Origin of the sequence: Kitasatospora sp. NPDC088861 (assembly GCF_044750105.1) — a bacterium.
In the GTDB taxonomy this organism is placed as follows: Bacteria; Actinomycetota; Actinomycetes; order Streptomycetales; family Streptomycetaceae; genus Kitasatospora.
This window is the reverse complement of record NZ_JBIVJF010000003.1, coordinates 38015-55397: the sequence shown is the minus strand read 5'-3', so window position 1 is coordinate 55397 and position 17383 is coordinate 38015. Positions and strand designations below refer to the sequence as shown.

The 17383-nt window shown below is 71.8% G+C and carries 15 protein-coding genes and 2 tRNA genes; 5 read left to right on the top strand and 12 right to left on the bottom strand.

What is annotated here, in order from left to right:
- Positions 1 to 61 precede the first annotated feature (61 nt).
- Positions 62 to 2701: a valine--tRNA ligase gene (locus ACIP37_RS07040; RefSeq protein ID WP_363369869.1), complete on the bottom strand. Its 2640-nt coding sequence runs from the start codon at positions 2699 to 2701 to the stop codon at positions 62 to 64.
- A 186-nt stretch (positions 2702 to 2887) separates the two neighbouring features.
- On the opposite strand from ACIP37_RS07040, the gene ACIP37_RS07035 reads away from it, so the two are divergent.
- Together ACIP37_RS07035 and ACIP37_RS07030 are read left to right on the top strand one after the other, a co-directional pair.
- Complete coding sequence (locus ACIP37_RS07035) at positions 2888 to 3763, top strand: hypothetical protein (RefSeq protein ID WP_400805343.1); 876 nt, start codon at positions 2888 to 2890, stop codon at positions 3761 to 3763.
- 101 nt (positions 3764 to 3864) lie between these two features.
- A complete protein-coding gene (locus tag ACIP37_RS07030) occupies positions 3865 to 4644 on the top strand; it encodes a hypothetical protein (protein WP_400805341.1) in 780 nt (259 codons plus the stop codon).
- 98 nt (positions 4645 to 4742) lie between these two features.
- Here ACIP37_RS07030 and clpX read toward each other — a convergent pair whose 3' ends face one another.
- The 5 genes from clpX to ACIP37_RS07005 form a co-directional block, all read right to left on the bottom strand.
- Complete coding sequence (gene clpX, locus ACIP37_RS07025) at positions 4743 to 6032, bottom strand: ATP-dependent Clp protease ATP-binding subunit ClpX (protein WP_063347569.1); 1290 nt, start codon at positions 6030 to 6032, stop codon at positions 4743 to 4745.
- A gap of 249 nt (positions 6033 to 6281) precedes the next feature.
- Positions 6282 to 6944 (bottom strand): ATP-dependent Clp protease proteolytic subunit, encoded by a 663-nt coding sequence (locus ACIP37_RS07020; RefSeq protein ID WP_063347570.1) that lies wholly within the window; start codon positions 6942 to 6944, stop codon positions 6282 to 6284.
- A 56-nt stretch (positions 6945 to 7000) separates the two neighbouring features.
- A complete protein-coding gene (locus ACIP37_RS07015; RefSeq protein WP_063351100.1) occupies positions 7001 to 7618 on the bottom strand; it encodes an ATP-dependent Clp protease proteolytic subunit in 618 nt (205 codons plus the stop codon).
- Between the two features lie 265 nt (positions 7619 to 7883).
- Positions 7884 to 9278, bottom strand: a complete 1395-nt coding sequence (gene tig, locus ACIP37_RS07010; RefSeq protein WP_063347571.1) for a trigger factor — start codon at positions 9276 to 9278, stop codon at positions 7884 to 7886.
- 295 nt (positions 9279 to 9573) lie between these two features.
- Positions 9574 to 9647 (bottom strand) — tRNA-Pro (locus ACIP37_RS07005).
- A 157-nt stretch (positions 9648 to 9804) separates the two neighbouring features.
- Between ACIP37_RS07005 and ACIP37_RS07000 the strand changes: the two genes are divergently transcribed.
- Positions 9805 to 9875: transfer RNA gene (locus ACIP37_RS07000), tRNA-Gly, on the top strand.
- Between the two features lie 90 nt (positions 9876 to 9965).
- Here ACIP37_RS07000 and ACIP37_RS06995 read toward each other — a convergent pair.
- On the bottom strand, positions 9966 to 10538 hold the full coding sequence (locus ACIP37_RS06995) for a hypothetical protein (RefSeq protein WP_400805339.1): 573 nt from the start codon (positions 10536 to 10538) through the stop codon (positions 9966 to 9968).
- Positions 10539 to 10748: 210 nt separating this feature from the next.
- On the opposite strand from ACIP37_RS06995, the gene ACIP37_RS06990 reads away from it, so the two are divergent.
- On the top strand, positions 10749 to 11540 hold the full coding sequence (locus ACIP37_RS06990) for a DUF6348 family protein (RefSeq protein WP_400805337.1): 792 nt from the start codon (positions 10749 to 10751) through the stop codon (positions 11538 to 11540).
- Positions 11541 to 11574: 34 nt separating this feature from the next.
- Here ACIP37_RS06990 and ACIP37_RS06985 read toward each other — a convergent pair whose 3' ends face one another.
- The 4 genes from ACIP37_RS06985 to ACIP37_RS06970 form a co-directional block, all read right to left on the bottom strand.
- Entirely contained in the window at positions 11575 to 11772 is a 198-nt protein-coding gene (locus ACIP37_RS06985) for a hypothetical protein (RefSeq protein WP_063347574.1), read from the bottom strand.
- A gap of 501 nt (positions 11773 to 12273) precedes the next feature.
- Positions 12274 to 13365, bottom strand: a complete 1092-nt coding sequence (locus ACIP37_RS06980; RefSeq protein WP_400805335.1) for a PP2C family protein-serine/threonine phosphatase — start codon at positions 13363 to 13365, stop codon at positions 12274 to 12276.
- A 432-nt stretch (positions 13366 to 13797) separates the two neighbouring features.
- Positions 13798 to 14283 (bottom strand): ribose-5-phosphate isomerase, encoded by a 486-nt coding sequence (locus tag ACIP37_RS06975; protein WP_063347575.1) that lies wholly within the window; start codon positions 14281 to 14283, stop codon positions 13798 to 13800.
- 44 nt (positions 14284 to 14327) lie between these two features.
- The gene (locus tag ACIP37_RS06970) at positions 14328 to 14927 is read right to left on the bottom strand and encodes a biotin transporter BioY (RefSeq protein ID WP_400805334.1); all 600 of its coding nucleotides are present in this window, start codon (positions 14925 to 14927) and stop codon (positions 14328 to 14330) included.
- A gap of 277 nt (positions 14928 to 15204) precedes the next feature.
- Between ACIP37_RS06970 and ACIP37_RS06965 the strand changes: the two genes are divergently transcribed.
- Positions 15205 to 16620, top strand: coding sequence for an amino acid permease (locus tag ACIP37_RS06965; protein ID WP_400805332.1), 1416 nt, complete (start codon positions 15205 to 15207; stop codon positions 16618 to 16620).
- Between the two features lie 63 nt (positions 16621 to 16683).
- Here ACIP37_RS06965 and ACIP37_RS06960 read toward each other — a convergent pair whose 3' ends face one another.
- Positions 16684 to 17316 carry a disulfide bond formation protein DsbA gene (locus ACIP37_RS06960; RefSeq protein ID WP_400805330.1) on the bottom strand — a complete coding sequence of 211 codons (633 nt, stop codon included), beginning with the start codon at positions 17314 to 17316 and terminating at the stop codon, positions 16684 to 16686.
- Between the last annotated feature and the right edge of the window lie 67 nt (positions 17317 to 17383).

Below are 17383 nucleotides of genomic sequence, written 5' to 3'. Positions count from 1 at the left end.
ACGCCGGAGGGGCCGCACCCCGCGCGTCGCGGAGTGCGGCCCCTCACGGACCGGTACGGGCTCAGCCCTGCGGCAGCGCCGCGAGCTGGGCGGTGATCCGGGCGATGTCGGCCTCGGCGGCCTCCTGACGGCCCCGGATCTTGGCGACCACCTCGTCCGGCGCCTTCGCGAGGAACGCCTCGTTGCCGAGCTTGGCCGTGGTCTGCGCCTTCTCCTTCTCGGCGGCCGCGAGGTCCTTGGCGAGGCGCTTGCGCTCCGCCGCGACGTCGATGGTGCCGGAGAGGTCGAGCGCGACGGTGGCGCCGGCGACCGGGAGCGAGGCGGTGGCCGCGAAGCCCTCCTCGGGGACGGTCAGCCGCAGCAGCGAGCGGATCGCGTCCTCGTGGACGGCCAGCACGGTGCCGTCCAGCTCCAGCTTCGCCGGGACGCGCTGCGCGGGCTGCAGGCCCTGGTCCGAACGGAACCGGCGGACCTCGGTGACGACCTGCTGCAGCGTGGCGATCTCGGCCTCGGCGGCGGTGTCACGGAACCCGCCGTCCGTCGGCCAGTCGGCGACCACCAGCGACTCGGCGCCGGTCAGCGCCGTCCACAGGGCCTCGGTGACGAACGGGACCACCGGGTGCAGCAGCCGCAGCGTGGTGTCCAGGACCTCGCCGAGCACCCGGCGCGCGGCGTCGGCCTGCGGGCCGCCCTTGGCCAGGGTGGTCTTGGAGAGCTCGACGTACCAGTCGAAGACCTCGTCCCACGCGAAGTGGTAGAGCGCGTCCGAGGCCTTGGCGAACTCGTAGCCGTCGTAGAGCGCGTCCACCTCGGCGATGGTGGCGTTCAGTCGCGACAGGATCCAGCGGTCCACCGCGGTGAGCTGCTCCGGCGCGGGCAGCGGGCCCTCGACGGTGGCACCGTTCATCAGCGCGAAGCGGGTCGCGTTCCAGATCTTGTTGCAGAAGTTGCGCGAGCCCTTGACCCAGTCCTCGCCGATCGGCACGTCGGCGCCCGGGTTGGCGCCGCGGGCCAGGGTGAAGCGGACGGCGTCGGCGCCGTAGGCGTCCATCCAGTCCAGCGGGTCCACGGCGGTGCCCGAGGACTTCGACATCTTCTTGCCGAACTCGTCGCGGACCAGACCGGTCAGGGCGACGGTCTTGAACGGCGCCTCGCCGTCCATCGCGTACAGGCCGAACATCATCATCCGGGCGACCCAGAAGAAGATGATGTCGTGGCCGGTGACCAGGACGTCGGTCGGGTAGAACTTCTCGAGCTCCGGGGTCCGCTCCGGCCAGCCGAGCGTTGAGAACGGCCACAGGCCGGAGGAGAACCAGGTGTCCAGGACGTCCGGGTCCTGGTGCCAGCCCTCGCCGGTGGGCGGCTGCTCGTCCGGGCCGACGCAGACGACCTCGCCGTCCGGGCCGTACCAGACCGGGATCCGGTGGCCCCACCACAGCTGGCGCGAGATGCACCAGTCGTACATGTTGTCGACCCAGTCGAAGTAGCGGCGCTCCAGCTCCTTCGGGTGGATCTCCACCTTGCCGTCGCGCACGGCGTCGCCGGCGGCCTTCGCCAGCGGCTCGACCTTGACCCACCACTGGAGCGACAGCCGCGGCTCGACCACGGTGTGGCAGCGCGAGCAGTGGCCGACCGAGTGCATGTACGGGCGCTTCTCGGCGACGATCCGGCCCTGCTCGCGCAGCGCGCCGACCACGGCCGAGCGGGCCTCCAGCCGGTCCAGGCCGAGGAAGGGGCCGTGCACGGTGATCGCACCGCGCTCGTCCATGATGCTCAGGTTGGGCAGGTTGTGGCGCTGTCCGATCGCGAAGTCGTTGGGGTCGTGCGCGGGCGTCACCTTGACGGCGCCGGTGCCGAACTCCGGGTCGACGTGCTCGTCCGCGACGACCGGGATCTCACGGTCGGTCAGCGGCAGCTTGATGGTCCGGCCGACCAGGTGCCGGTACCGCTCGTCGTCCGGGTGGACGGCCACGGCGGTGTCGCCCAGCATCGTCTCGGCCCGGGTCGTGGCGACGACGATCGAGTCCTCGCCCTCGCCGTAGCGGATCGAGACCAGCTCGCCGGGGACCTCCTCGTGCTCCACCTCGATGTCGGACAGGGCGGTGAGGCAGCGCGGGCACCAGTTGATGATGCGCTCGGCCCGGTAGATCAGGCCGTCGTCGAAGAGGCGCTTGAAGATGGTCTGAACGGCCTGCGAGAGCCCCTCGTCCATGGTGAAGCGCTCGCGCGACCAGTCCACGCCGTCGCCCAGGCGGCGCATCTGGCCGAGGATCCGGCCGCCGTAGTTCTCCTTCCACTCCCAGACCTTCTCGACGAAGGCCTCGCGGCCCAGGTCGTGGCGGGACAGGCCCGACTCGGCGAGCTGCTGCTCCACCTTGTTCTGGGTGGCGATGCCCGCGTGGTCCATGCCCGGCAGCCAGAGCGTCTCGAAGCCCTGCATCCGCTTGCGGCGGGTCAGGGCGTCCATCAGCGTGTGCTGGAAGGCGTGGCCCAGGTGCAGGGCCCCGGTCACGTTCGGCGGGGGGATGACGATGGTGAACGGGGGCTTGTCGCTCTTGGCGTCCGCGGTGAAGTAGCCACGCTCTACCCAGCGCTCGTACAGCTCGCCCTCTACGTCCGCGGGGGTGTAGGTCGTCGGGAGAGTTGCTGCTTCGTCCCCGGCAAAGGTGCTCACGGGGTGCTGGTTCGTCGTGTCGGTCACGACGCACAGTTTACGTAACCGCGGGCACGTGTTACGAACCGCTTTCGCCGCGCGGACGCGACCCGCCCGATCGGCTCGGTGGCGGACACCGTACGGTACCGTTCCCGGGCACTCGTCCGGTGTCCGCACGGACCCCGGGACGACACGACGACAGGCCGCGGGTGCGGCGGGGGAGCACGGACGCAGATGTACGGCCAGGGCCAGCAGTATCCGCAGGGACAACCGCAGGGACAGCCTCAGCCGTACGGGGGCCAGCCCCCGTACGGCCCGCCGCAGCCACCGCCGCCCTACGGCGCCCCGCAGCAGCCGCCCCAGTACGGCTACCCGCCGCAGGACGGCCAGCCCTACGGCGCTCCCCAGCCGCCCTACGGTGCCCCGCAGCAGCCGTACGGCGCCCCGCAGCCCCCGTACGGCTACCCGCCGCAGGCCCCGTACGGCCAGCCGGGCTACCCGCCGCCGCCGAAGACGGGCCGGACCGGCCTGGTGGTCGGCCTGGTCGTGGGCGCGCTGGTGCTGGGCGGCGGCGGCTTCGCCGCGTGGAAGTTCCTCGGCGACGACCAGGGCGGCCAGTACAAGATCTCCGCGCCGCAGTCGCTGCCGGACGGCTACACCCAGAAGTCGGCCAAGGAGGAGGCCGTCGACCCGGCCAAGCCCGAGGCGGCGAAGTTCGGCAAGAACCTCACCGTGCTGGCGGCCAGCTACAGCAAGGGCTCCGACGCGCTCGACACGCTCTCCGTGGTCGGCGTCTACGGGGAGCTCAACGACCCCGGCCAGATCATCGACGACTCGAAGAAGGACACCGGCGGGCTGACCTGGACCACGCCGCTGACGGACTTCCCGGCGCAGGACGGCCACAGCTCCTCGGCAAAGCTCGCCTGCGGCGTGGCCGGCGTCATCGCGGGCAAGGCCGGGCCCACCGTCTGCGTGTGGGCGGACAAGTCCACCACCGGCCGGATCACCTTCAGCAAGATCAGCCTGACCGGCGGCGGCCAGGGCCTCACCCCGGCCCAGGCCGCGGACAGGACCCGGGCGATCCGCGACGCCATGGTCGTCGCCAAGTAACCGGGCACCGCCCCGCCGCGTCACCACACGTCAGCACCACGTCCCCGCCGCCACCGGCCGCGCCGGGCGGCACCCGGGCATCGCCATCAGAGAGGCCTCGCGTGACCGAGCAGAACCCCTACGGCCCCCCGCCGCAGCCGGGACACGACGCACCGCCGCCCCCGCCGGCCCCGCCGGGCTACGGCGGCATCCCGCCGCAGAGCCCGCCGCCCGGCTACCCGCCGGTCGGCGAGCCGGGTGCCTACCCGGGGTACGGCGCCTACCCGCCGGTGCCGCCGCGCAAGTCCCGCAAGACGCTCTGGACCGTGCTCGGCGTCGTCGGCGCCTTCGTCCTGCTGGGCGGCGGCACGCTCGCCTACTTCGTCTACGACGTCGCCAGCAACGCGGGCACCCAGAAGATCGTCCTGCCGGCCACGTTCAAGGACCTGCGCCAGAGCGACGACCCCCAGGTCGCCGACACCCTGGAGAAGGGGCTCACCTCCAGCTTCGGCAAGGGCGACGGCAACTGGAACCCCACCGGGGTGGGCGCCCTCTACCAGAACGCGCAGTCGGAGCCTCAGCTGGTCGTGTTCGGGGGCTACGGCAAGGTCCTGGCGCCGAAGCAGGAACTGGACCAGGCGTTCCAGGGCATGGCGTCCACCGGTCGCAAGCTCAGCGACCGGCACGTGGTGGACGCCGGCCCCAAGGGCGGCGCGATGGAGTGCGCCGCGGTCGTCGGCGGCGAGAGCGAGGCCGGGACCACGATGGGCATCTGCTCCTGGGCCGACAGCAGCGGCCTGGTGATGGTCATGACGGTGGCCGACCCGAGCACCAAGCCGGACCTGGACAAGCTCGCCGCCGACACCCGCGACCTGCGCGCGGTCGCCGAGGTCCCCAAGTAGTCCGCCGGGAACCGCCGGTGACCCTCCGGGCACCGGGAAACGCCGAAAGGGCCCCGCACCGGTCGGTGCGGGGCCCTTTCGGACATGGCGGGCGCGGGTCAGGCGCTCTTCTCGCGCCGCTCGCGCTTGATCATGTCGCGCGGGACGAGGGTGGGGATGGCGTGCTTGGAGACCACGTCCCCGGTGACCACCACGCGGGCGACGTCCTGACGCGAGGGCACCTCGTACATCACGGACATCAGCACCTCCTCCATGATGGCCCGCAGGCCGCGCGCGCCGGTGCCGCGCAGGATCGCCTGGTCGGCGATCGCCTCCAGCGCGTCCCGGGAGAACTCCAGCTCCACGCCGTCCAGTTCGAAGAGCTTGCGGTACTGCTTGACCAGCGCGTTCTTCGGCTCGGTGAGGATCTGCAGGAGCGCCTCGCGGTCCAGGTTGTGCACGCTGGTGATCACCGGCAGCCGGCCGATGAACTCGGGGATCATGCCGAACTTCACCAGGTCCTCGGGCATCACCTGGCGGAAGTGGTCGCTGGCGTCCGACTCCCGCTTGGAGCGGATGTTGGCGCCGAAGCCGATGCCCTTGGCGCCGGCCCGGCCCTCGATGATCCGCTCCAGGCCGGCGAACGCGCCGCCGACGATGAACAGCACGTTGGTGGTGTCGATCTGGATGAACTCCTGGTGCGGGTGCTTGCGCCCGCCCTGCGGCGGCACCGAGGCGGTGGTGCCCTCCAGGATCTTCAGCAGCGCCTGCTGCACGCCCTCGCCGGAGACGTCCCGGGTGATCGACGGGTTCTCGCTCTTGCGCGCGACCTTGTCGATCTCGTCGATGTAGATGATCCCGGTCTCGGCCTTCTTGACGTCGTAGTCGGCCGCCTGGATCAGCTTGAGCAGGATGTTCTCGACGTCCTCGCCGACGTACCCGGCCTCGGTCAGCGCGGTGGCGTCCGCGATCGCGAACGGCACGTTGAGCATCCGGGCCAGGGTCTGCGCCAGCAGCGTCTTGCCGGAGCCGGTGGGGCCCAGCAGCAGGATGTTGGACTTGGCCAGCTCGATGGCGTCCTCGCGGCCGTTGCCGCCGCTGCGGCCCGCCTCGCCGGCCTGGACGCGCTTGTAGTGGTTGTAGACCGCCACCGACAGCGCCTTCTTGGCGAGGTCCTGGCCGACCACGTACTGGTCCAGGAACTCGTAGATCTCCCGCGGCTTCGGCAGCTCCTCGAAGCGCACCTCGGAGGTCTCGGCGAGTTCCTCCTCGATGATCTCGTTGCACAGGTCGATGCACTCGTCGCAGATGTACACGCCTGGGCCGGCGATCAGCTTCTTCACCTGCTTCTGCGACTTGCCGCAGAACGAGCACTTGAGCAGGTCGCCACCGTCTCCGATGCGTGCCACGAGGTGCTTCCCCTTCGCCAGGGGCCCCGCAGAAGTTCCGGGGCCTGGTGCTGTGGACCGTCAACGCCGACGGCGATCGGTCTCGCTATCCGACGGTACTCTGCCGGGCCCCTGATTCCGTCCTCTTCGCCGGGTCTGCCCTACGCCCTGGGCGAATTGATACCGAACAGATGCCGTTGCGGAGGCCGCCGACGACCCGGAGCGGAGCGCGCACGCAGGATGCGCGCCCCGCCTCGGACGGTGCCGGCCTCAGGAGGTCAGCGAGGTCTTGCGGGTGGAGATGATCTGGTCGACGAGGCCGTACTCCAGGGCCTCCTCGGCGGTGAGGATCTTGTCGCGCTCGATGTCCTCGCGCACCTGCTCCACCGGCTTGTTGGAGTGCTTGGAGAGCATCTGCTCCAGCTGCTCGCGCATCCGGAAGATCTCCTTGGCCTGGATCTCCAGGTCGGACACCTGGCCGCGGCCGGTCTCGGTGTACGGCTGGTGGATCAGGATGCGGGCGTTCGGCAGCGCCATCCGCTTGCCGGGGGTGCCGGCGGCGAGCAGCACGGCCGCGGCGGAGGCCGCCTGGCCCATGCAGACCGTGGTGATGTCCGGCTTCACGTACTGCATGGTGTCGTAGATGGCCGTCAGGGCCGTGAACGAGCCGCCGGGCGAGTTGATGTACATCTGGATCTCGCGGTCCGGGTCCATCGACTCCAGGCACAGCAGCTGCGCCATGATGTCGTTCGCCGAGACGTCGTCGACCTGCGAGCCGAGGAAGATGATGCGCTCCTCGAACAGCTTGGCGTACGGGTCGTACTCGCGGATGCCCTGCGTGGTGCGCTCGACGAAGCGCGGGACGATGTAGCGACCCTCGGCGCGCATGTCCTCGACGCGGGCCTGGGCGGCCGACAGGCTGGGGATGATCATGGGGGTTCTTGTCCTCCGGGGCGTTGTGGCTGTGGTCTCGTGGGCCGGGCCGAGGCTCAGGCGCCCGTGCCGCCGCCGCCGGGAACGTCCGCGGCGCTGTGCATGATCGCGTCGATCAGGCCGTACTCCAGGGCCTCCTCCGGCGCGAACCAGCGGTCGCGGTCGGAGTCCCTGGTGATCTGCTCGAAGGACTGGCCGCTGTGGAAGGCGATCAGCTCGGACATCCGCTTCTTGGTGCGCAGCAGCTGCTCGGCCTGGATGCGGATGTCGGTGGCGGAGCCGCCGAGGCCGGCGGACGGCTGGTGCATGAGGATGTTGGCGTTCGGCAGCGAGAAGCGCTTGCCCTTGGCGCCGGCGGTCAGCAGGAACTGGCCCATCGAGGCCGCCATGCCCATCGCGATGGTGACGACGTCGTTCTTGATGTACTGCATGGTGTCGTAGATCGCCATGCCCGCCGAGATCGAACCGCCCGGGGAGTTGATGTAAAGGAAGATGTCCTTTTCCGGGTCCGCGGCCAGCAGCAGCAGCTGGGCGGTGATCTTGTTGGCGATGTCGTCGTCGACCTGCTGGCCGAGGAAGATGATCCGCTCGTTGAGCAGCCGGTTGTACACCTGGTCGCCCAGGCCGCCGAGCACGTCACCAGAGGCGGCGTGCGGCGCCATCGGGCCAGGCATCTGCATCTGCGGGAACGTCACTTAGCCACCTGCTCAGTCGATTTGGACGGTCGCTCCACGGCCGTCACGATGTCGCACAGCTTCCGGGTATCACGGTGTGATTGGTGCTGTCCAAGGACCCTAACGCGCAGGCCGGGCCGCAGAATCCCTCACGCAGAACTGTTCGCTGTGAGCGCAGGGTCGGGCCCGCCCCGGGGGACGACGACGGGCCCGGACACCGTACGGCGTCCGGGCCCGTCGCAGACCTCAGGGGTTACCGGGGCACTCAGGCCTCGGTCTTCTCCTCGGCGGCGGTCTCCTCGGCGGCGGGGGCCTCGACGGTCTCGGCCGTCTCGTCCTCGTCGTCGAAGTTGACCTCGTTGCCCTCGGTGTCGACGACCTTGGCGGCCTCGACCACGGTGGCCAGCGCCTTGCCGCGGGCGACCTCGCCGACCAGCAGCGGCACCTGGCCACCCTGGACGACCTGCTGCGCGAACTGGTCCGGGGTGAGACCCGAGCCGGCGGCGCGGCGGATGAGGTGCTCGGTCAGCTCCTCCTGGTTAACACCCAGCTCTTCGTCGGCGACGATCTGGTCCAGGACGAACTGGGTCTTGATGCCCTTCTTCGCCTGCTCCTCGATCTCGGCGTCCCACTCCTCGCGGGACTTGCCCTGGGTCTCCAGGTAGCTGTCGATGTCGAGGCCCATCGGCTGGAGCTGGTGGTGCTCCAGGTTGTGCTTGCGGGTCTCGACCTCGTCCTTGAGGAGCTTCTCCGGGAACTCGATCTCGACCAGGCCGAGCAGGGCGTCCAGCACCTTCTCCTGGGCCTGGGTCGCCTGGTCGTACTCCTTCATGCGCTCCAGGCGCTTGCGGGAGTCGTCGCGCAGGGCCTCCAGGGTGTCGAACTCGCTGGCCAGCTGGGCGAACTCGTCGTCCAGCTCGGGCAGCTCCTTCTCCTGGACGGCGGTGACGGTGACGGTGACCTCGGAGGTCTGGCCCGCCTGGGTGCCACCCTTGAGCTCGGTGGAGAAGGTGGCGGTGCCACCGGCCTCCAGGCCGGTCACGGCGTCGTCGATGCCGTCGATCAGGCGGCCCGAGCCGATCTCGTAGCTGACGCCGTTGGCGGTGCCGTCCTCCGGCACCTCGCCGTCGACCTTGGCGATCAGGTCCACGACCACGATGTCGCCGGCGGCCGCGGCACGCTCGACGTCCTTGACCGAGGAGAAGCGCTCGCGCAGCTGCTCCAGGGACTTCTCGATGTCCTCGTCGGAGACGACGATCGGGTCGACGGTCACCTCGATGGAGGCGAAGTCCGGGAGGGTGATCTCCGGACGGATGTCCACCTCGGCGGTGAACTTCAGGTCGCCGCCATCGGCGAGCTTCTCGACACCCTCGATGTTGGTGATGTCGGGCTGTCCGAGGACCTCGATCTTGCCCTCGTCGACGGCCTGCGTGTAGAAGCGCGGGAGGGCGTCGTTGACGGCCTCCTCCAGCACGGCGCCACGGCCGAAGCGCTGGTCGATGACCCGGTTCGGGATCTTGCCCTTGCGGAAGCCCGGGACCGAGACCTGCTGGTTGATCTTCTTGTACGCCGCGTCGAGGCTGGGCTTGAGCTCCTCGAAGGGCACCTCGACGGTGAGTCGAACCCGGGTCGGGTTCAGAGTCTCGACGGCGCTCTTCACGGTTAGGTCTCCTATGGGCTTGCGGTCAGGTTGCCTCCGCCGTTCCCGGCCGCCGGCCGAGGCCGTACGAATGGGTCGGGCGAGACGGGCGATGAAGGGTTGGAGCTGCATCTCCCGTGGGGGGGTGGACGGTGAGAGTGACTCCTCGCCCTCGTGCGGTTGACCTGGGTTGACACCGCAGGGACTACCGCCAGCGCCCCATCCTACCGGTACCACGAAAGGCGGACGCCAGGCGCCACCGTCGGGCCCGAACAGAACAGGGCCCCGCCACGGTGGACGAGACCCTGCCGCACTGTCGGGGTGACCGGATTCGAACCGACGGCCTTCCGCTCCCAAAGCGGACGCGCTACCAAACTGCGCCACACCCCGTGGTGCCGAGAGGAAGCGTACACGTCGGGCCCTGGCGGCTCGCCGACATATTCGGGGGCGGTCCGAGGGAGCGCGCGCAGAATCCGGTGTGCGCGGAAGCGACCGGACCAGGTACGCTGTCCCCCGAACTTCCGGCCGGCAACGACCGGGGGATCGCGCGGGCGTAGCTCAATGGTAGAGCCCTAGTCTTCCAAACTAGTCACGCGAGTTCGATTCTCGTCGCCCGCTCATCGGCCCGGCCCCGGTGCGTCTCCACGCACCGGGGCCGTTGGCGTTTCCGGGCGGTCCGCCCGGCCCCGCGAGGCCGGACGGGCCGGTTCAGAGTCCGAGCCGGGCGGCCCGGGCGGCCGCCCGGTCGAGCAGCCGGTGGACGTCGGCTTCCCGGGTGGCGGGGCGGTCGTTGTACTCGTCCGGGGAGTGCGCCGGGCGGCCGGTCGCGTGCAGCACCTCCATCAGCTGGACCCGGGCGGTGCGCACGGTGGCCGGGGTGCCGTAGCCGTGCGCGAGGACGGCGGCCTGGGCGCCGAGCAGGCAGACCCGGCCGCGTGCGTCCCACATCGCGCCCTGCAGCCAGCCGTGGGCGCCGATGTAGCGGGAGGCGAGCCGCAGGTGGTCGGCGGCGCTGACCGGCACCGGGCGGGCCGGGCGGCGCAGCGCCCGGTCGAGCAGGGTGACCCGGGGCGCCGGGTGGCCGGCGCACCACGGCCGCACGGCGGTGCCGTGGGGGCAGACGTACGGCACCGGGCGGCGCGCGGGGGCGGGCAGCGAGGCGAGGTAGGCCTCGATCTCGGCGGCCAGGCCGGAGCCGTCCGGACCCGCCAGGAGGGGCGGAAGGGGCGCCGGAGGGGCCGTCAGGAGCGACGGAGGGGGTGTCGGGGTGGTGCGGGTCATGCGGGCTCTCCAGGCGGGCGGCAGGGCCCCGGCCGGCGGCCACAGGGCGGTTCCGCTTCCCAAAGTGGTGCATTCCAGACATTTCCGCGACTGGAGAACCGGGGAGGCCGGACGGTTTCCCGCCTGGCTGCCGGGCCGATAGCCTCGGCGGCGTTCGAGCGCAGTTCGAGCGGGAGCTCACCCGCCGCGCTCCGAGGTGGAGGAGTCCCGGTGCGTCCCCAGGAGCGGCTGGCCGTCATACAGCGCTGTGTCGTCCGGGAGATGGCACGCCTCGGACAGGAGTTCAGCGCCGACGGCGAGGTGGTGCGCGGCCCGGGGACGACGGCGGTGGCGGTGCGCGAGCACCCCGGGAACGACGGCGCCGGCCACGTCGACCTCGGCTACGTGCTGCACCTGGGCCGGGCGGACGCGCCGGTGGTGTGGGACTGCGCGGCCGGCCTCGGCAAGACCGAGGAGGAGAAGCTCGCCAACGCGGTGAAGATGTGGGCGACCACCACCGCCTCGGTGCTGGTCGAGCTGACGGACGGGCGCGGAGTGCACGCCGACCACGCGGACCACGCCGAACTCCCGGGCTGGCACGCCGTCCAGGGGCCGGCGGCGGTGTTCGGCTTCGGCAACGAGCACCTGGCGGGCTGGCTCGCCGAGCACCGGGTGCTGCCGGCGCTCGCGCCCGCGCTGCGGCCGCAGCTGGCCGGGCCGGGTCCGGTCGGGGTGAAGCTCTTCCTGGGCGGGAAGGCGGGCGACGACGTCGCCGAGGTCCGGGTCGACGGCGAGGTGTCGGAGGCCGCGTCAGCGGCGCTGCGCGCGATGGACTGGCCGCGGGGCGAACGACTGTGCTGGGCGCGGCTGTTCGTGCTGTTGACGGCCGATTCGGCGGCGCCGGGGCAGGCCGCCGCGGCGGGTGCCGCGGCACCCGCGCCGATGCGCGCCCCCGCCCAGGCGGCGGCCCGCCCCCGGGGACTGTTCGCTCGCTGGCGGGAGGCCAGACGGGCCGGCCGGTGATCCCCTCGCGGGGGTCGCGGACGGCCCGGCCGGGTCAGCCGCCGGTGATGCCCGAGATGCTGTGGGCGAGGTTCGCCAGCAGGGAGTTGATCGAGCCCGCGACCGTGGTCTCGTGCAGCATGAAGCCGAACAGGGCGGCGATGATGCCGTGCGCGATCTTCAGCTGCTTGTTGCGGATGAAGATGATGCACAGGATTGCGAACAGGACCAGCGCGGAGACGGAGAGTGCCACCCGGACTCACTTCCTCGTTTCATAGCGTGGTGCCGCCGCCCGGCGGCACCTGCGAAGCCGGACCCCGGCCTGTCCGACGGTCCCGAGGCGGAATCGCGGATCGACCGGCACACCACCGGCGAGGGAGCCCGGCGCGGTCGAACGTTGTCTGCCGTGCCGCACGTGACGCCCCCCATCCCCCGAATCCTGAACAGTCCCGCCCGGACTCAGTGTGGTCGACCGTGCCGATTGCGTAAAGGTCTGACAGTCAGCCCAACGCCGATATCCTGCGATGCGAGACGAGTTTCCGCCGACCGGGACGATAGCGGAGCCGTTCTGACGAATCGTCGGCGGGGCGGCGCTGAGCGGCCGGAAGGCGGCCGGGGGCGGGTAACGGAAGCCGCAGGTCCGGTCAGCCGAAGGGGCGGCCGATTTGGCCGAAGATCGGCTGCCCGGCTTGACAGCACGTGCCCGCGGCATGTGCCGGTCCGTCCGGTGACGGACGGCCGGGCCGAGGGGGCGTCAGTCGCGCCAGAGCAGCAGGACCGCGCGGTCGTCGTTGATGTCCCGGGCCACCGTCTCGATCAGCGCGGCCGCCGCACCGGCCCCCGCGCCCGGACCGCTGCCGGGCACCAGCCGGTCCGCCTCTCCCATCAGCCGGTCCATCCCCTCGGAGAGGTCCCGGCCCGGCTCCTCGACCATGCCGTCGGTGCACAGCATCAGCACGTCGCCGCGGTTCAGCCGGCCGCGCACGCCGTCGAACTTCGCGCCGTCGTAGATCCCGAGCAGCGGGCCCTCGGCCTCCTTGACCTCCCAGTGCCCGGCGCCCGCCAGCCGCTGCATCCCCGGCAGGTGCCCGGCCGACAGCAGCTCGTACTCGCCGGTGTCCAGGTCCAGCACCAGGTGGACGGCGGTCGCGAAGCCCTCCTCCCAGGACTGGCGCAGCAGGTAGCCGTTGGCGGCGGGCAGGAAGTCGTGCGCGGGCAGCGAGCCCACCAGGCCGCCGAAGGCGCCGGAGAGCAGCAGCGCGCGGGAGCCGGCGTCCATGCCCTTGCCGGAGACGTCCGCGAGGACCACCTCCAGCAGCCGCTGGCCCGGGCCGGTGCGGGCGGCGACCACGAAGTCCCCGGAGAAGGACTGCCCGCCGGCCGGGCGCAGCGCCATGTCGGCGTGCCAGCCGTCCGGCAGCTCCGGCACCCGGCTCTGCACCCGCAGCCGCTCGCGCAGGTCGAACAGCATGGTCGAGCCGCCCCACCAGGGCACGCCGACCCGGGCCCGGAACTGGGCCAGCAGCAGGCCGCCCACCCCGGCGGCGCCGACCACCAGGGCCGCGCCCGGGGTGACGCCGTAGATGTAGGCCTCGGGGTTCTCGCTGGCCACCCGCTGGCCGGTGTGGATCACCGACTCGGCGGACAGGCCGAGCGCCGCCAGCGCGTACAGCACCACCAGGCTGCCGGGGCGCAGCAGCAGCGCGCCGGCCAGGATCGGCAGGACCAGCGCGGTGGGCGGGGCCCAGGCGGGGATCCAGATGTTGAGCAGGATCAGCAGCGGGACGAGCAGGGCGAGCGCGCAGAGCACCGGCCAGTCGGCGGCGCCGCCGCGGAAGTAGTCCACACCGGCCGTGCGCAGCCTTCGGCGGACCCGGCGGAGCCTCCTGCGCAACCGGGCCGTCACGGGTCCGGACGCCGTGGCGGCGCCGGGCCTCGTCGCAGTCGTCTGGGGCGGTGCGCCCGGCGGTCTGCCAGCCATGGGGCCCGACCCTATCCACGGGCACCGCCCGGCGTCGACGGGCCGGACGCGAGCGGGTGTGCCGTGGCGCGGGTCCGTCAGCCGGTTTCGGCCGATCGCCGCGACGGCGGGCGCGGCGTCAGGAGGCGTGCGCCGGTTGGGCGTACGAACCACGCGGGCGGCGCACGCGCCCCACGCGTACCGGCGTCGGCGCGCCCGGCCCTGTGGCCGATGACACAGCCGTACGGGCCCGGGAACGGCGGCGGCCGGCCGCGTGGAGCACGCGGCCGACCGACGGAGGGTGGACGGGGGGAGGGATCAGCCCTGCGGGTGGTGGGCCGGGATCGGCGGGAGCTCGCCGGTGGTCTCGTACTCGCTCAGCATCTCGATCCGGCGGGTGTGCCGCGGCTCGCCGCTGTAGGGGGTGTTGAGGAAGACCTCGACGAACTTGGTGGCCTCCTCCAGCGTGTGCATGCGGCCGCCGACGGAGACCACGTTGGCGTTGTTGTGCTCGCGGCCGAGCCCGGCGGTCTGCTCGCTCCAGGCCAGCGCCGCCCGCACGCCCTTGACCTTGTTGGCGGCGATCGCCTCACCGTTGCCCGAGCCGCCGATGACGACGCCCAGCGCCTCCGGGTCGGCGGCGGTGCGCTCGGCGGCGCGCAGGCAGAACGGCGGGTAGTCGTCCTCGGCGTCGTAGATGTGCGGCCCACAGTCGACCGGCTCGTGGCCGGCCTCCTTGAGCCACTCCACGAGGTGGTTCTTCAGTTCGTATCCGGCATGGTCTGAGCCCAGGTACACGCGCATGCCATGAGTGTGGCATGCGCGTGCGCCCGGGCCCGGCAGGGGGCTCACCGCTTCGCGGCGAGCTTCCAGACCAGCGGCAAGGCCCCTGCGGCGAGGACGGCCTTCAGCGCGTCGCCGACCAGGTACGGGTAGAGGCCGAGCTCGGCCGCCCGGGCGAGCGGGACGTGCAGCGACAGGGCCAGGTACGGGACGCCGACCGCGTAGATGGCGAGGCTGCCGAGGACCATGGTGCCGGCGGTGTTCACCGGGGTCCGGTCGGCGCCGCGGCGGGCCAGCTCGCCGGTCAGGCCGGCCGCCAGGACGAAGCCGAGCACGTAGCCGAGCGAGGGCATCGTCCAGCCGGAGGTGCCCTCGGCGAACCAGGGCATCCCCGCCAGGCCGGCCAGCAGGTAGAGGGCGAGCGAGGCGACGCCGCGGCGGGCGCCGAGCGCGGTGCCGACCAGCAGGGCGGCGAAGGTCTGGCCGGTGACGGGCACCGGCGAGCCGGGGATGTTCACCGACAGCTGGGCGGCCACGCCGGTCAGGGCGGCGCCGCCGGCCACCAGGGCCAGGTCGCGGGCCTGGGCGCCGAGGCGGGTGGTGGCGGCGGGCAGCAGGTCGGCGAGGACGGCGCGGCGCGGTATCGGGGTGGTGGCAGTGGCCATCGGGGGTCTCCTGTGGGGTGCTCAGGTGAGTGAACACCTGTGAACCTACGTGGTGATCCACTACGCCACCGCCACGGTTTCGGACAAAGCCCCGCCCTCGACCGTTGTCGGAACCGGCCCATTCCGGCCCGTACCGACGCCGTGTCACCGGTCGGACCCGTTCCGTCACCGCGTGGTCCGCATGGTGGGCCCGGGGTCCCCGTTCTTGGCATGAACAGAGGTGTCACCGGATATTGGACAGCTCATGCCGCATTCCGCACAGTCTGGATCCAGCCCTATGGCCCCCACCTCCGCGCCCAAGGCGTCCGGGACCACCGACGCCGACGGTGCCCCGGCCACCGGCCAGCAGCTCGCGCACGGCCTCAAGCAGCGCCACCTGTCGATGATCGCGCTGGGCGGGGTGATCGGCGCGGGCCTGTTCGTCGGCTCCGGCGCCGGTATCGCCGCCGCCGGTCCGGCGATCATCCTGGCGTTCACCCTCTCCGGCCTGCTGGTCATGCTGATCATGCGGATGCTCGGCGAGATGTCGGCCGCCCGCCCCGCCTCCGGGTCGTTCTCGGTGCACGCCGAGAAGGAGATCGGCCCCTGGGCCGGGATCACGGCCGGCTGGATGTACTGGGTGATGCTGTGCTGCGGCGTCGCCGCCGAGGCCACCGCCGCCGGGAAGATCGTCAACGGCTGGGTGCCGGGCGTCTCCTCCTGGGTCTGGGTCGGCCTGTTCATGGTCTTCTTCTGCGCCAGCAACCTGACCGCGGTGAAGAACTTCGGCGAGTTCGAGTTCTGGTTCGCCACCATCAAGGTCGCCGCGATCGTCGCCTTCCTGGTCCTCGGCGGGCTCGGCATCGCCGGGGTGATCGGCCCCGGCGCCCCCGGCGCGACCAACCTGACCGGCCAGGGCGGCTTCCTGCCCACCGGGGTCAGCGGGCTGATCGTCGGCCTGCTCGCCTCGGTCTTCGCCTACGGCGGGCTGGAGACCGTCACCATCGCCGCCGCCGAGTCCGACGACCCCCGCAAGAACGTCGCCAACGCGGTGCGCACGGCGGTGTGGCGGATCGCGATCTTCTACATCGGCTCGATGGCCCTGGTCGTCACCCTGGTCTCCTGGAAGGACCCGGCGGTGGTCACCGACGGCCCGTACGTCACCGTGCTGCGGCACCTCGGGGTGACCGGCGCCGGGACGATCATGGAGGTGGTGGTGCTGATCGCGCTGCTCTCCGCGATGAACGCCAACATCTACGGCGCCTCCCGGATGGCGTACTCGCTGGTCGGCCGCGGCCAGGGCCCCCGGGCGCTGGCCAAGATCTCCGGCGGGGTGCCGCGCCGGGCCGTGCTGGCCTCCTGCCTGTTCGGCTTCGGCGCCGTGCTGGCCGCCAAGTTCTGGCCGGAGACCGTCTTCACCTGGCTGATGAACACCACCGGCGTGGCCATCCTGGTCGTCTGGCTGTTCATCTGCCTGGTCCAGCTGCGGATGCGCCGCCGGCTGGAGCGCGAGGCGCCCGAACTGCTCACCGTGAAGATGTGGGGCTACCCGTACCTGACCTGGATCGCGATGGCCGCCGTCACCGGCATCCTCGCCCTGATGACCACCACCGAGGGCAACCGGCAGCAGCTGTACGCGGCCGGGGTACTGGTCGCGCTGCTGAGCGCCGCCGGCCTGGTCAAGCAGCGGCGGGACGCGGCCGCCGCCCGCTGACCCCGGCACGCACGAGGGCCCGGTACCGCCTGCTGCGGTACCGGGCCCTTCGCGCGCCCCGCGCTACTCGAAGGACGGGCCCGCCGTACGGGTCCGCTTGATCTCGTAGAAGCCCGGGGTGGAGGCCACCAGCAGGGTGCCGTCCCAGAGCCGGGCCGCGGCCTCGCCCTTCGGGGCCGGGGTGACCACCGGGCCGAAGAAGGCGACCCGCTCGCCGTCCACGCCCTCCACCGCGATCACCGGGGTGCCGACGTCCTCGCCGACCAGGGTGATGCCCTCCTTGTGCGAGGCGCGCAGGGCCTCGTCGTACGCGTCCGTGCCGGCCGCGTCCGCCAGCTCCACGGGAAGCCCGGCGGCCACCAGCGCCGCCTCGACCGTCTCCCGGTTCTGCGGCAGGCCCTGGTTGTGGAAGCGCAGGCCCAGCTCGGTGTAAAGCCGGCCCAGCACCTCGTCGCCGTGCTCCCGGGCGGCCGCGATGCACACCCGCACCGCGCCCCAGGCGTTGTCCAGCAGCTCGCGGTAGTTCTCCGGGAGGTCGCGGTCCTCGTTCAGCACCGACAGGCTCATCACGTGCCAGTTCACGTCCACCGGACGCAACTGCTGCACCTCGATCAGCCAGCGGGACGTCATCCACGCCCACGGGCAGGCCGGGTCGAACCAGAAGTCGGCGGTCTTGCGCTCAGCGGCAGTCGTCACGGCTGTCGTCCTTCGTGAGGTGATGACGAGGCAGGCAGGCGTGCCACCCCCACGCGTCAACACCCGC